The organism is Corynebacterium meridianum (genome assembly GCF_016342265.1).
GTDB lineage: Bacteria > Actinomycetota > Actinomycetes > Mycobacteriales > Mycobacteriaceae > Corynebacterium > Corynebacterium meridianum.
The window spans coordinates 82,841-95,809 of record NZ_JAEIOS010000009.1; the positions used below are offsets into that span (position 1 = coordinate 82,841).

A 12,969-nucleotide genomic window follows, 5' to 3' on the forward strand; every position below is an offset into this window, starting at 1 on the left:
GATGGGGAACCGACAGCGAAAGGCCGGTGGGCTCCCCTGGAGGAGAACCCGCCGGCCTCAGAAAACCTGCACTACCACATGCGGCGAATCATGATCACATGGCTAGCTTGGGCCACTCTTCAGCGGTGATCCGGGTGACGACCTCGAAGCTGTCGCCCTCGGGCTTCACGATGTAGGTGGTGCCCTGCGGCTCCGGGTAGATACCCGTTGCGGCGTCGAAGACATCGTCATGGCCGACGATGACGTTGTTCATGCCCTCAGCGGGCATGGTCTCGAGCATCGGGGTCATGTTGTCCTTCATGATCTTGAGCTGCTCCGCCGTGTACTCCTCGGCGGGCTGGAAGTTCAGCTTCGAGTTCTTCTCGTAGCGGCCGAATGCGAGTTCAGCGGTGTTGTACGCACGGCAGTACTCGCTGGAGACGACCTCGCCGACCGGGATCTCGAGCTTCTTGAAGGCTTCGCCGATCTCCTTGGCCTGCTTCTTGCCGAGGTCATCGAGCTGACGCTGAGTCGAGCAGTCATCGAGCTTCATGTTCGGATCAGCCTGGTCGGCGTAATCCTTGGCGGTGTGGCCGTGGCGGATGAAGATGACATAGCCACCGTCCTTGAGGTCCTTGACGATCTCCTCCGGGGCGACCACGTTCTCGAACTTGGCCTGCTCTTCGGAGTCATCGTCGTCGCTCTCGGCCTTCGTACTGCTCATGGTCGAGGACTCGTCGGAAGCGGTCTCCGACGAGGCGGACGAAGCCGAGCTCATTTCCTCGGTGGTCTCGTCCGCGGAGTCGGAGCTGCAGCCCGACAGTGAGCCGGCAACGACCATGATGCTGGCGGTTGTGACGAGACTGAGTCGACGAATTCTGGAAATCTTCATGCTTTTCTGCTCCTTGATTTGGTGAATGCTCATTTAGCCTAACCTATCCTCTTTGCCTCAGCACAGGTCCAGACGGGAATGATGGGAGGAAGAACGAAACCGGACTCTCCGAAACGAGAGATTTTCCATCGGTCCACACAATCGAAGGAAGGGCGGGAAAGCACCGCCACTCAGCTGTTATGCTACATTTTTCAGCCCATCACAAACCCGGGGCACCGCCTGTCGGTACTATACATGTGATATGCATCACCTTTTCTCGTCGATGTCTCATCCCCCACCATTCGATCCGTCATCCGGGACCCGAAAACGCGGGAAATACACCCCGTCCGGCGGGCCGGCGTCAGCGACCTACGCGAAGCTCCGACACAGCGAACCACCCGAGGAATCCGACGACGATCACGAGCACCGCCGCCGCCAGCACCGGCATCCCGGACATCGCCGCCACCGGTCCGGACACGGGCCCACCGAACTCGGCCGCGCGACGTTCATGGTGGGGTCGCTGCGCCCCTGCGCCCGGACACGCATCCCGGCGGGGACGACATCGACGAGGAGCGCGGAGGATCCGACGAGCACAGCCGACCAGCCGAGCCCGAGCAGGGTGAGCGCGATGACCACCATGACGGTCTCGCCGTCGCCGATGATGAGCAGTACGCAGCAACCGGCGATCATGGCGTAGCCGGCCACCACGGTGGGGAGTCTGCCGAAGCGGTCCGCGGTGAAGCCGAGCAGTGGCGCCAGGGCGTACATGCCTGCGACATGGAGGCTGGTCGTCACTCCGATCAGGGTGAGAGCCACACCGTGTTCGTGCATGTGGACCGCGGTGACGACCACCGACACCGGCCCAGGCCCGGATACCCGTGAGGCAGGTGGTTAATGCTCCGGCTGCGGTCGCTGCGTGCCTGCGCCGGAATGGATGAGCACCGGGTCCGGCCGCAGGGCGACCTGAAGTACCGACACGGCGAACAGTCGGGCGGAGATGGTGATCACATGGGCCCCGGAATGCGATGCCAGGGCCAGCGACCACCCCGACATCCCGCTCGGCTCGAAGAGGTTGAGTTCGGTCACCGCACCAACGGTGGTCGCCCAGACCACCAGAGAAATCACGATCTCGCGTCACCGCGGAAACGGAGACGTCGGTGGCGGCGAACCGACTCTGGAGGTTCACCGCCGTCACCGAACCGAAGAGAACGAAACCCATGAGCAGTAGCGGCAGGGAGATCCTCTGGGCCGCCGGAACCGCGCAACCGGCGCCGCTGTGCCGATGAGCAGGCCGGTTATCACGGAGAACCGTCGTTCCCTGGACACCACGAGCCGGCCGAGGGGTACCGCGAAAGCGGCGGCACCCAGGGTGGTGCAGGTCGCCGCGATGCCATCCCCTGCCGTGCCCGCCATGCCGGCGGCGAGCAGGCCACCCATCGAGTAGGGGATCCCGCTCGCGAGCCCGGCCGTAACCTGGGCCGTCATCAGTGCGCCGAGAACCCGGCGGCGGTAGCCGGGCGAGAGGCGGTCACCGGGAGAATTCGAAGTCATGATATGAGACTCCCGCATCCCCAGAGCGGTCATCTCCTTCCGGTGACTGAACGTCACGCCCCGGATACGCAGCGAAGCAGCCTGCCATCACCGCTGCCTGAACAACCGGAACCTGCCGCGATGTCCACGCGCCCGCTATGGCGCACGGCCGAGATACCGGCAGACCCACCACCCCACACCAGCGATCCACGGCATCCGGGAACACGAAAGAACCCCACACCTCGTGAGGTGTGGGGTTCATTTCATTCTTGTACCCCGTACGGGATTTGAACCCGTGCTACCGCCGTGAGAGGGCGGCGTCCTAGGCCGCTAGACGAACGGGGCATAAAGGACGCGGATTTATCCGCTGCTGGCCTACCAGGACTCGAACCTAGAACGACGGTACCAGAAACCGCTGTGTTGCCAATTACACCATAGGCCATCGTCTCACGCGCAGGCCGTGCGATTCTCACCGCCCCGCCGCGCTGTGCAACGAGGAACACTATAACCTCATTGTCCGATCGCGGACAAATCAGCAGGTAGCCGGCTGTTCCTCCCGGCCGACCACCCGGCACCCCACCCGCGGACTACTGTGCGGCGGGCGCGACGGGGGTGATCGCACGAGCGGCACGCAGCCGCGCCAGGGTGGAATCCTTCCCGAGGAGCTCCATGGACTCGAACAGCGGCGGCGAGACCTGGCGCCCGGACACCGCGACCCGCAGCGGCGTGAACGCCTTGCGCGGTTTGAGTCCGAGCTCCTCGATCAGGGCCTTCTGCAGCGCCTCCTCGATGGCCGGGGTCCGCCAGTCCTCGACGGCGTCGAGTGCGCTGATGGCGGCGTCGAGCGGAGCGACCGCGTCGTCCTTGAGGTTCTTCCGGGCAGCCTTCTCGTCCAGCTCGAGGTCGTCGTCGGAGACCACGAGGAACTCGAGCAGGTCCCAGGCGTCGCCGAGGGTCTTGATGCGGGTCTGCACCTGCTCAGCGGCGAAGGCGAACTTGTCCGCCGGGTAGTCTGCCGGGAATCCCTTGTACTCCTCCAGGTAGCTGCGCAGCCGGTCCCGGAAGTCCTCCGGGTCGAGCAGCCGGATGTGGTCGGCGTTGATGGCCTCCAGCTTCTTCTGGTCGAAGCGGGCCGGGTTGGCGAGGACGTCGGTGACGTCGAAGTTGGCGATGAGGTCATCGATGCCGAAGATGTCCCGGTCCCTGGACAGCGACCAGCCGAGCAGGGCGAGGTAGTTGAGCATCCCTTCAGGGATGATCCCCGCGTCCCGGTGGTTGAAGAGGTTGGACTGCGGATCACGCTTGGACAGCTTCTTGTTGCCCTCCCCCATCACGAAGGGCAGGTGGCCGAACTCGGGCGTCCGTTCCGCGACACCGATGCGCTCGAGGGCGGCGTAGAGGGCGAGCTGACGCGGCGTGGAGGGCAGCAGGTCCTCGCCGCGCAGGACGTGGGTGATCCCCATGAGCGCGTCATCGACGGGGTTGACCAGCGTGTAGAGGGGCGCTCCGTTGGAGCGGGCGACGACGAAGTCCGGCTGGGTCGATCCCTTGAACTCGATCTCGCCGCGGACCAGGTCGTTCCAGGACCAGTCCTGATCGGGCATCCGCAGCCGCCAGACGGGTTTGCGGCCCTCGGCCTCGAACGCGGCGATCTGCTCCCCGGTGAGGTCCCGGTCGTAGTTGTCGTAGCCGAGCTTCGGGTCGCGGCCCGCCGCACGGTGACGCTCCTCGACCTCCTCGGCGGTGGAGTACGCCGGGTAGATCTCACCGGCCTCCTTCAGCTTCTCCAGCACGTCGAGGTAGATGTCCATCCGCTGACTCTGCCGGTAGGGCTCGTGGGGACCGCCGACGACGACCCCCTCGTCCCAACCGAGTCCGAGCCACTCGAGGGAGTCGATGATCGCCTGGTACGACTCCTCCGAGTCGCGGGCGGCATCGGTGTCCTCGATGCGGAAGATCAGTTTTCCGCCGGTGTGTCGGGCGTGCGCCCAGTTGAACAGGGCGGTGCGGACCATACCGACGTGCGGGGTCCCGGTGGGCGATGGGCAGAAGCGAACGCGTACATCAGACATGGTTCCCCATGGTAGTCCAGAGGCGTCCGGGCTCCCCGGTAGACTGTTTCCCCATGCCCAACTCCCGTCCGGTGACCGCCCCAGACTTCCTCCTCTCCCGGGCCCACGGCTCGGTGCGCACCCAGGGCAGCCGCGACACCTTCGACGATCCGTGGGATGCCGTCTCCGCGCTCCGCGCCGGCCGCCACGACATGATCGTCGGTGCCCTCCCCTTCGACCCCGAGGCACCGTGCGCACTGACAGTTCCCGAGTCGACCATCCGCTCGGACTCGCCGCTGGAGCCCCACGCCCACTACCGGTTCGGACCGGGCAGCGAACTGAGCGCCCGACTGGTCGGGGTCGACCCGGACGAGAGAACGCACCTGTCCCGGGTGTCGGCCGCGGTGCGCACGATCAGCCGCACGCCCCTGCAGAAGGTCGTGCTCGCGCGCGCGGTCGACATCGCCTTCGATCCCCCGGTCGATCCACTCCTGGTGGCGGCCCGGCTCATCGACCACTCAGCGAACCGGGACGGTTTCATCGCCGATCTCTCGCCGGCCGGCGGTCGATTCACCGGCCGGATGCTCGTCGGATCCTCACCGGAGGTGCTCGTCCGCAGGCACGGCTCCACGGTGAGCGCCTATCCCCTGGCGGGATCCGCGGCGCGTCTCGCGGACCGGGACCGCGACAGCCTGGCCGGGCAGCAGCTGCGGTCGTCGAGGAAGGATCTCGAGGAGCACCGTTTCGTGGTGGACGCGATCACCGCCGCACTGACGCCGCTGTGTTCCTCGCTCTCTGTTCCCGCGCACCCCGAACTCACCCGGACGAACGAGATGTGGCACCTCGCCACCCCGATCACGGGCGAGCTGAAGGATGAGCGCACGACCGCGCTGGAGCTCGCGCTCGCCGTGCACCCGACACCGGCGATCTGTGGGACGCCGGAGGAGGCCGCGCGCGCGGTCATCGATTCCGCGGAGACGGACCGCGGATTCTATGCCGGTGCCGTCGGGTGGTGTGACTCCACCGGCGACGGTGAGTACATGGTCGCGATCCGGTGCGCGGAGGTCTCCGCCGACGGGGCGACGGCTCGCGCGTGGGCCGGCGGCGGAATCGTCGGTGACTCCGATCCGCGGGCTGAGCTCGAGGAGACCACGGCGAAGCTGCGGACGGTGCTCCGGGCGCTCGGGATCAGCTGAGGGTCCGCCGTGCCCTGAGCACCTGGTCGGGATTGTCCGTGTGTGCGTGTCCGCCGGGAGCGGTTCCGGCCTCGTCGACGGTGAAACAGCAGTCCGACAGAAGCTCCGCGATCTCCGGCGGGCGGAGCAGATCCGACACATCGACACCCAACCGGGCGGCCTGCTTCGAGGCGTCGGTGTGGTGCACGACGATCAGCGTCCCTCCGGGTGCGACGAGCGCGAGGAGATCGTCGAGATCGCCGGTACCGCGCCGCAGCGGCACGTAGAAACAGGTCACCAGGTCGAACACCCGGCCGGCCACCGCCCGCATGCCGCCGGTGATCACCTCCACCTCAACGCCCGCGGCCGCCGCGGCTCCGGCGGCGCGGCGGGTGGCGGTGGACACGACGTCGACACCGGTGACCCGCCACCCGTGCTCGGCGAGCCAGACGCAGTCCGCGCCCTCGCCGCAGCCGACGTCGAGCGCCGTCCCCGGGCGCAGCCCGGCGGCGAGATGGGTCAGGGCGTAGTTCGGGCGGCCGCTCCAGCGGCGGGCCCGACCGGCGTAGAGGTGTTCCTCACCCGAGTTGGCGTTGGGGTGGTCGGCCATTCGTGGATCCTTCTCAGCTTGGCGCGGGCAGCTTCTTGCGCAGCTGCACGACGGGTACGTACACGGCGATCGCCACCGCGGCGTCGACGACGTTGACGATGAACCGGCTCAGGGAGTCGTCGGTGAACCCGGACCAGGTCACCGCGGTGAGCATCAGCATCACGAGGATTACCAGAACAGGTGTCCGCATACCGCGGTGCGGGAAGTGCATCTCGACGCAGATCCCGGAGAACACTGCCGCCAACACGGCGACCACGAGAAAGACCAGGTCCAGGCCGGAGAAGGAGGCCGTACCATCGCCGCCGAAGAACGGGGCGAAGGCTCCGGCGTACCAGAAGATCGGGGCGAGGCTGATCACGAGCGCCTGCCAGTCCGACAGCCGGAGACCCGGGAAGAATCGACGTTGAGTTTCGGTCATAACCGTCAAGAATAACGGGGACGGGAAGACCCCGCCCCCTTCATGAGGGGCGGGGTCGTGAGGACAGTGGGTCAGGCCCGTTCGACGGGATTTCCGAGTCGGCCTATGCCGGGGATCTCGATCTCGATGAAGTCGCCCGGCTCCATCGGCGCGGTACCGGCCGGGGAACCGGTGCAGATCACGTCGCCGGGTAGAAGCGTGATGGACGCGGTGATGAACTCGATGATCTCACCGATGTTCATGATCATCTGGTTGGAGTTGGAGTCCTGCTTGGTCTCCGCCGAACCGTCACGGGTGAGGTGCGCCTTGATCGGCAGGTTGGTGGTGTCGATGGAGTCGAGGTCCGTCTCCATCCAGGGGCCGAGCGGGCAGAAGGTGTCGATGCCCTTGGCACGGGCCCACTGTCCGTCAGCGAACTGGAGATCGCGGGAGGACACGTCGTTGACGATGGTGAATCCGCGGATCACGGACTTCCAGTCGTCCGCACTGATGTTCTTGCAGGGCTTGCCGACGACGAGGGCGAGCTCGCCCTCGAACTCGACGTTGGTGGCGAACTCTGGGATCCGGATGGCCGCGCCCGGCCCGATCACCGCGGTGTTCGGCTTGATGAACAGGGTCGGCGGCAGTGATTCCGCGGACTTCTTGAACACCTCGGCGACGTGGTCGGCGTAGTTGCGGCCGATGGCCACGACCTTCGACGGAAGCGAGGGGGCCAGCAGACGAACCTCCTTCAGGGGCCACTGGCGGCCGGTAAAGGAGGGCTCGGTGAATGGGGTGCCCTCGATCTCGCGGCACACCGTAGCATCGCCGTCGCCCTCCACGACAGCGAAGCACAGACCATCAGGGGTGGCAATTCGTCCAAAACGCATGCGGACGATTCTAGCGTCACGGACAACGGGGGGAGACATCGGGGCCGCATCTGTGCTGTCCACGGTTCCCCGGGCCCGCGACAACGGATCACCGGACCCGTGACATATGACAGTGTCCGTACGGTGCGACGTACCGTTTAGTGGGTGCATGAATGGAACGGATCCGTGCACCACCCAGACTGTCCCCCACCCACCGGAGGCCACCCCCGTGACGACAACAGATGAACGTGTCCGATCGAACGCGATCACCGCCGCGCCGGCACTGCTGACGCTCATACCGGGCGTCGTCTACGGTCCGGAGTATCGCCCGTACACGCTCAGTCCCTGGATCCTCCATCCCTGCGTCATCGCGCTCCTGGTGGCTTACGGCGGGTTGTTCCTCTGGCTGTTCCACCGCGGCGAACGCCGTCTCGCACTCCGCCGGCGGTTGTGGGGCGCGGGAGGACTGGCGGCCATCGCCGGACTGATGCTGCCGCTGAACCCGGATACGTCGGCGGCGGGATTCTTCCTCTCCGCGCTCTGGCTCGTCTGTTCCTGTCCGTGGCGTGTCTGGTTGCCTGGCTGGGCCCTCTTCGTCGTTCTCGAGATCGTCGCCCAGTTTTTGGGCGTCGGGATGGGGATTATCTTTCTCTACCCCGGTGCGCCGCTCATCCTCATCATCGGGGCCATCCGGGTGTTCACGGGAAGGCAGCGCCGGGGAAGCCTGGAGATCGCGGGAGCGGTGACCTCCGAACGCTCCAGATTGGCGCTCGACATCCACGACACGGTGGGGCAGACACTGACCGCCGCGGTAGTGAAACTGCAGGTCGCCGGGCAGCTCTTCGATTCCGCGTCCTCGAATGGAGAGAGCGCGGATGACCTCGGTGCTCGCGCCCGCAGGGAGATGGATGAATCGGAGGAACTCGTCCGCCGCGCACTGACGGAGCTGCGGGCGCTCATCAGTGATCTCCACGATTCCGGTCTCGCCCGGGAACTCGATCACGCGGAAGACATCCTCACCGCCGCCGGAATCACCCCGGTGATCCCCCGGCGCGGTGTGGAGCTGGTCCCGGAGTCGTTGAGCCCCGTGATGGGGTGGGTCGTGCGGGAGGCCGTGACCAACGTGGTCCGGCATTCCGGTGCGGATGAATGCCGGATCCGGGTTGAGCCGGACCGGATCATCGTCACGGACGACGGGCGGGGGCCCGGTGCGACGGATGCCCCCGGCACCGGGACAGCGTCGATGACGAAACGTGTCCGGCAGTCCGGTGGGACACTGCGGATCACCGCAACCGAACCAACCGGAACCCGCGTCGAGGCACGGTGGTCATGACCGGGCGGATACGGATCATCATCGCCGACGATCAGGCACTCGTCCGGGGCGCGGTCGCCGCGCTGCTGTCCCTGCAGGCCGACATCGAGGTCGTCGCCGAATGCGCGGACGGCGCCGAAACCGTTGACGCCGCGCGACGTCTGGAACCCCACGTGTGCCTGCTCGACATCGAGATGCCCGGCATGGACGGACTCACCGCGACGCAGGCGATCCGTGCGCTCCCGAACCCGCCGAAGGTACTCATCGTCACCACCTTCGGGCGGATCGGGTACCTGAAGCGGGCTCTCGACGCCGGTGCCTCCGGGTTCACCGTGAAGACGGCACCCGCGGGCGAACTCGCGGCGGCGGTCCGCCGGGTCCACCGGGGGCTCCGGGCGATCGACCCCGTGCTCGCCCGGGAGTCACTGTCCTCCGGAACCAATCCCCTGACCGCACGCGAGTGCGACGTCCTCCGACTGAGCCTGACCGGAAACACCATCGCGGGAATCGCCGGACATCTGGGGCTTTCCCCCGGTACCGTGCGCAACCACATCAGTCACGCGATAGCGAAAACCCACGCCGTCACCCGGACAGAAGCCGCCGTCACCGCCCGCGAACACGGCTGGATCTAGTTCCGCACCCGATCAACGGGCCATGACATCTGTCACCTCCAGGTGGTGACATTCCAGGGATCCGGAACACCCGGCGCGCGGACGACACTGGGGCCATGAGAAGCACAGACCCCACCACACCAGTCATCTCGGTCTCCGGAGTGACGAGGACCTTCGGATCGGGCGACCGCACGGTCCGGGCCGTCGACGACGTCACCCTGGAGATCAACGCCGGCGAGATCGTCGCCCTGCTCGGCCCCAACGGCGCGGGCAAGACGACCCTCATCGACATGATCTGCGGGTTCTCCACGCCCGGGGGCGGATCCATCCGGGTGTTCGGACAACAGCCGTCCGCGGTCACCGGCAGCGGGAGGATCGCCTGCGTCCCCCAGTCGGGCGGGCTCAATCCCTATCTGACGGTGCAGAGGACCCTGCTGCTCATTGCCGCCGCCCAGGGCGTGGAGACGGGGCGCGTCAACGAGGTCGCCGAACGGACGGGGATCACCGGGCTGATGAAGCGCCGGGTGAAGAACTGCTCGGGCGGGGAACAGCAGCGCATCAAGTTCGCGGTCTCCCTGATCGCGGATCCCGACCTGATCATCCTCGACGAGCCGACCACGGGCATGGACGCCGGTGCCCGGCGCGAGTTCTGGGCAGCGATCTCCCGGGACGCGGACGCCGGTCGGACGATCATCTTCGCCACGCACTACCTCGCCGAGGCGGAGGAACACGCCGAACGGATCGTGGTGATGGCACACGGGGCGATCATCTCCGACGGATCGGTGCGCGATCTCCTGGGTACCCGGGCACGGACGGTGACGATCGCGGGTGTGCCCCCGGAGGACACGGCCCGCGCGTGCACCGGTCTGGACGCCCGGGTGGACGGCGACCGCATCACCGTCATACCCGGCCACTCCGATGAACTCGCCCGCCGGCTCCTCCGGATCCCGGACGCCCGGGACCTGATCATCCACCAGCCGTCCCTCGAACAGGTCTTCCTCGAGCTCACCGCCGAGCCCACGGCGCATCCGGCGGCTGCGGGCGTCGACACGCACAGCACTCACTGAAAGGCAGCCGACCATGACAACCACCTTCCTCAACCGCCTCCTCCGCTACACCCTCACCGACATCTCCGTCATGCTCGCCGCGGTGTTCCTCCCCGTGGCGGTGTACCTGGGCGTCACCTTCGACACCGGCCAGTGGAACGTCCCGGCCGGGCCGGTCGCCAACCTGCACTTCATCGTCGCCATGTCCATCGCGCTCTACGGCACCGCGACCGTCGCCGCGAACGAGGGCGCGACGATCACGGCGGAGCGGGACACGAACTGGCTGCGGACCATCGCGCTCACCCGCCTGGGGATGAACCGCTACGTGGCCGTGAAGCTGCTCATCACGCTGGTGGTGTCCTTCGTGCCGATCCTCGCGATCGCGGCGGTCTCCCCGCTGCGTGGTGCCGAGGCCCCGGTCGGCATGTGGTTCGCGGTCGGCGCCTGCTGCCTCGTCGGCGCCGTGATCTTCGGTCTCTTCGGCCTCATGATGGGGCTCTGGTTCTCCGGGTCCACGGTCACCCGCTACATGGGGCTGATCATGATGCTGATCGCGTTCATGGGCAACCTCTTCCTGCCGCTCGAGGGAGTGCTGCTGGACATCGCGCGCTTCACCCCGATGTTCGGCCCGGGCATGCTCACCCGCTCGGTGATCTGGTATCTGAGTCCCGGCACCGGCGGCGGGGCAGACGACCAGCTGTTCCCGCTGTGGCAGCTCATCCTTAACATGGGGGTATGGACGCTCATCTTCGTCGCGCTCGCGTGGCTCGATCACCGGAGGGGACTGCGCAGGTGAGTTCCCGGTCCATGACCGGCGGGCGGGACCGGATCTCCGTCCCCGCGGCGCTGACCACCGCCCTCTGGCTGGTGTTCCTCGCACCGGCCGTCAGGGAGGCCCTCACCGGGGATCACCCGGTGTGGGTGCGGGTGGCGTCCGTGACCACCATCCTCGTCTTCGGTGCTCTCTACGTCGCCCTGTACGGGTTCCTCCTGACGAAGCGGGCATCCCCGATGACCCGGCGCCGTTCGCTCATGGGTCTGGCCGGTCTGCTCGGGCTCACGGTACTCAACTGGTTCCTCATAGGTCCCACCGCGGTCGGCATGCTCTACTACCCGGTCGCGTGGGCCGGGATCGCCCTGCCGATCCTGGTGAGTGCACCCCTGATCGGCGGGTCCGTCGTGGTGTTCTTCCTGGCCGGGATGGAGAACCCGGTGCCGATGTCCATCGGGATCGTCATCCTCGGCTGGGCGATGATCCTCACCCAGCACTACCGGTACCTCGGCCTGCGGGAGGCCGAGACGCAGAACAAGCTCGCGATCCTCACGGAGCGGGAGCGCCTCGCCCACGACATGCACGACACCGTCGGGCAGACGCTGACCGCCGTCACCGTCAAACTCCAGCTCGCCGAGCGTCTCGTCGACGCGGCACCGGAGGATGCACGCGGTGAGATCGCGGAATCCCGTGAGCTGACCCGGCGGGCGCTGAACGAGCTCCGCAGCGTCGTGGCGGGACTGCGGGAGTCGTCGCTGGACTTCGAGCTGTCCTGTGCGGCGGACATCCTCGGGGCCGCCGGTATCCGGGCCGATCTGCCCGCGGCCCCGCCGGTCGACGAGGACGTGGAGAAGCCGATGGCCTGGGTCGTCCGGGAGGCCACCACGAACGTCGTCCGCCACTCCCGGGCACGGATCTGCCGGGTCACCGTCGGACCACGCCGGCTCGTGGTCGCCGATGACGGCACCGGGTTCCGGGCCGACCCGGAGCCGGGCGGCAACGGGCTGAGCTCGATGCGGAGCCGCGTCGAATCATCCGGCGGGACATTCACCGTGGACAGCGGGGAGAACTCGGGGACGACGGTGGAGGCGACATGGCCGTGACAGACAGCATCCGCGTCCTCATCGCGGAGGATCAGGCGCTCGTTCGGGGAGCGCTCGTGGCCCTGCTCAACCTCGAGCGTGACATCGACGTCATCGCCGACTGCGGCGACGGCACCACCGCCGTCGATCTCGCCGCCCGACACCGACCCGACGTGTGCCTTCTCGACATAGAGATGCCAGTGATGGACGGGATCACCGCGACCCGGGAGATCCGCGTGCTGGATGATCCGCCACGCGTGCTGATACTCACCACCTTCGGGCGGGCCGGGTACCTGCGCCGCGCGATGGATTCCGGGGCCAGCGGCTTCATGGTGAAGGACTCCCCGGCGGAGGAACTCGCCGAGGCGATCCGACGCATCCACGCCGGGCTCACCGTGATCGACCCGGCACTCGCCCGGGACTCACTCGCGGCCGGCACCAGCCCGTTGACCGACCGTGAGGCGGAGCTACTCCGGCTGGCGCTCACCGGGGCGACGGTGGCCGACATCGCCGCAAGCGTGCACCTGACCCAGGGGACGGTGCGCAACCACCTGAGTCGCGCGATAGCCAAGACCCACACCGCCAACCGGATGGAGGCCGCCGTCACCGCGCGTGATCTGGGGTGGATCTGACGTGGACTGTTCCCCGGCGCGGGCACGTTGCG

At 67.2% G+C, this 12,969-nt stretch carries 15 protein-coding genes and 2 tRNA genes; 7 read left to right on the top strand and 10 right to left on the bottom strand.

All coding sequences use genetic code 11. The features are described 5' to 3' along the window. Window positions 1–94 precede the first annotated feature (94 nt). The 7 genes from JDV75_RS00430 to gltX all read right to left on the bottom strand — a co-directional run bounded on the left by JDV75_RS00430 (window position 95) and on the right by gltX (window position 4,452). A complete protein-coding gene (locus JDV75_RS00430; RefSeq protein ID WP_198737299.1) occupies window positions 95–871 on the bottom strand; it encodes a histidine phosphatase family protein in 777 nt (258 codons plus the stop codon). Between the two features lie 396 nt (window positions 872–1,267). Next, on the bottom strand, window positions 1,268–1,645 hold the full coding sequence (locus tag JDV75_RS00435; RefSeq protein ID WP_336244262.1) for an MFS transporter: 378 nt from the start codon (window positions 1,643–1,645) through the stop codon (window positions 1,268–1,270). A gap of 96 nt (window positions 1,646–1,741) precedes the next feature. Beyond that, a complete protein-coding gene (locus JDV75_RS00440) occupies window positions 1,742–1,936 on the bottom strand; it encodes a hypothetical protein (RefSeq protein ID WP_198737301.1) in 195 nt (64 codons plus the stop codon). A 105-nt stretch (window positions 1,937–2,041) separates the two neighbouring features. Beyond that, the gene (locus JDV75_RS00445; protein WP_198737302.1) at window positions 2,042–2,401 is read right to left on the bottom strand and encodes a hypothetical protein; all 360 of its coding nucleotides are present in this window, start codon (window positions 2,399–2,401) and stop codon (window positions 2,042–2,044) included. A gap of 251 nt (window positions 2,402–2,652) precedes the next feature. Next, window positions 2,653–2,725 (bottom strand) — tRNA-Glu (locus JDV75_RS00450). Window positions 2,726–2,750: 25 nt separating this feature from the next. Then, window positions 2,751–2,822, bottom strand: a tRNA-Gln gene (locus JDV75_RS00455). 145 nt (window positions 2,823–2,967) lie between these two features. Next, window positions 2,968–4,452, bottom strand: a complete 1,485-nt coding sequence (gene gltX, locus JDV75_RS00460) for a glutamate--tRNA ligase (protein ID WP_198737303.1) — start codon at window positions 4,450–4,452, stop codon at window positions 2,968–2,970. A gap of 53 nt (window positions 4,453–4,505) precedes the next feature. On the opposite strand from gltX, the gene JDV75_RS00465 reads away from it, so the two are divergent. After that, the gene (locus JDV75_RS00465; protein WP_198737304.1) at window positions 4,506–5,627 is read left to right on the top strand and encodes an isochorismate synthase; all 1,122 of its coding nucleotides are present in this window, start codon (window positions 4,506–4,508) and stop codon (window positions 5,625–5,627) included. On the opposite strand, the gene JDV75_RS00470 is transcribed toward JDV75_RS00465, so the two are convergent. From JDV75_RS00470 to JDV75_RS00480, 3 genes are all read right to left on the bottom strand, one after another. Beyond that, the gene (locus JDV75_RS00470) at window positions 5,620–6,216 is read right to left on the bottom strand and encodes a class I SAM-dependent methyltransferase (protein ID WP_198737305.1); all 597 of its coding nucleotides are present in this window, start codon (window positions 6,214–6,216) and stop codon (window positions 5,620–5,622) included. The two genes, JDV75_RS00465 and JDV75_RS00470, sit on opposite strands and share 8 nt — an antisense overlap. 13 nt (window positions 6,217–6,229) lie before the next feature. After that, the gene (locus tag JDV75_RS00475; protein ID WP_198737306.1) at window positions 6,230–6,634 is read right to left on the bottom strand and encodes a hypothetical protein; all 405 of its coding nucleotides are present in this window, start codon (window positions 6,632–6,634) and stop codon (window positions 6,230–6,232) included. Between the two features lie 71 nt (window positions 6,635–6,705). After that, window positions 6,706–7,503 carry a fumarylacetoacetate hydrolase family protein gene (locus JDV75_RS00480; RefSeq protein WP_198737307.1) on the bottom strand — a complete coding sequence of 266 codons (798 nt, stop codon included), beginning with the start codon at window positions 7,501–7,503 and terminating at the stop codon, window positions 6,706–6,708. 208 nt (window positions 7,504–7,711) lie between these two features. Between JDV75_RS00480 and JDV75_RS12165 the strand changes: the two genes are divergently transcribed. From JDV75_RS12165 to JDV75_RS00510, 6 genes are all read left to right on the top strand, one after another. Next, a complete protein-coding gene (locus JDV75_RS12165) occupies window positions 7,712–8,815 on the top strand; it encodes a histidine kinase (RefSeq protein ID WP_198737308.1) in 1,104 nt (367 codons plus the stop codon). Further along, a complete protein-coding gene (locus JDV75_RS00490) occupies window positions 8,812–9,426 on the top strand; it encodes a response regulator transcription factor (RefSeq protein WP_198737309.1) in 615 nt (204 codons plus the stop codon). The genes JDV75_RS12165 and JDV75_RS00490 overlap by 4 nt, the downstream gene beginning before the upstream one ends. Before the next feature lie 95 nt (window positions 9,427–9,521). Continuing rightward, window positions 9,522–10,472, top strand: coding sequence for an ABC transporter ATP-binding protein (locus JDV75_RS00495; RefSeq protein WP_198737310.1), 951 nt, complete (start codon window positions 9,522–9,524; stop codon window positions 10,470–10,472). A 13-nt stretch (window positions 10,473–10,485) separates the two neighbouring features. Further along, window positions 10,486–11,247 (top strand): ABC transporter permease, encoded by a 762-nt coding sequence (locus JDV75_RS00500; RefSeq protein WP_198737311.1) that lies wholly within the window; start codon window positions 10,486–10,488, stop codon window positions 11,245–11,247. Further along, window positions 11,244–12,326 carry a histidine kinase gene (locus JDV75_RS12170; RefSeq protein ID WP_198737312.1) on the top strand — a complete coding sequence of 361 codons (1,083 nt, stop codon included), beginning with the start codon at window positions 11,244–11,246 and terminating at the stop codon, window positions 12,324–12,326. The genes JDV75_RS00500 and JDV75_RS12170 overlap by 4 nt, the downstream gene beginning before the upstream one ends. Continuing rightward, window positions 12,317–12,937, top strand: a complete 621-nt coding sequence (locus JDV75_RS00510) for a response regulator transcription factor (RefSeq protein ID WP_198737313.1) — start codon at window positions 12,317–12,319, stop codon at window positions 12,935–12,937. The genes JDV75_RS12170 and JDV75_RS00510 overlap by 10 nt, the downstream gene beginning before the upstream one ends. The last annotated feature ends 32 nt before the right edge of the window (window positions 12,938–12,969 follow it).

Bases quoted from the DNA above. Each gene is read 5' to 3' on its own strand.
- JDV75_RS00430 (WP_198737299.1), bottom strand. From the start codon at position 871: ATGAAGATTTCCAGAATTCGTCGACTCAGTCTCGTCACAACCGCCAGC.
- JDV75_RS00445 (WP_198737302.1), bottom strand. From the start codon at position 2,401: ATGACTTCGAATTCTCCCGGTGACCGCCTCTCGCCCGGCTACCGCCGC.
- gltX (WP_198737303.1), bottom strand. From the start codon at position 4,452: ATGTCTGATGTACGCGTTCGCTTCTGCCCATCGCCCACCGGGACCCCG.
- JDV75_RS00465 (WP_198737304.1), top strand. From the start codon at position 4,506: ATGCCCAACTCCCGTCCGGTGACCGCCCCAGACTTCCTCCTCTCCCGG.
- JDV75_RS00470 (WP_198737305.1), bottom strand. From the start codon at position 6,216: ATGGCCGACCACCCCAACGCCAACTCGGGTGAGGAACACCTCTACGCC.
- JDV75_RS00475 (WP_198737306.1), bottom strand. From the start codon at position 6,634: ATGACCGAAACTCAACGTCGATTCTTCCCGGGTCTCCGGCTGTCGGAC.
- JDV75_RS00480 (WP_198737307.1), bottom strand. From the start codon at position 7,503: ATGCGTTTTGGACGAATTGCCACCCCTGATGGTCTGTGCTTCGCTGTC.
- JDV75_RS00490 (WP_198737309.1), top strand. From the start codon at position 8,812: ATGACCGGGCGGATACGGATCATCATCGCCGACGATCAGGCACTCGTC.
- JDV75_RS00495 (WP_198737310.1), top strand. From the start codon at position 9,522: ATGAGAAGCACAGACCCCACCACACCAGTCATCTCGGTCTCCGGAGTG.
- JDV75_RS00500 (WP_198737311.1), top strand. From the start codon at position 10,486: ATGACAACCACCTTCCTCAACCGCCTCCTCCGCTACACCCTCACCGAC.
- JDV75_RS00510 (WP_198737313.1), top strand. From the start codon at position 12,317: ATGGCCGTGACAGACAGCATCCGCGTCCTCATCGCGGAGGATCAGGCG.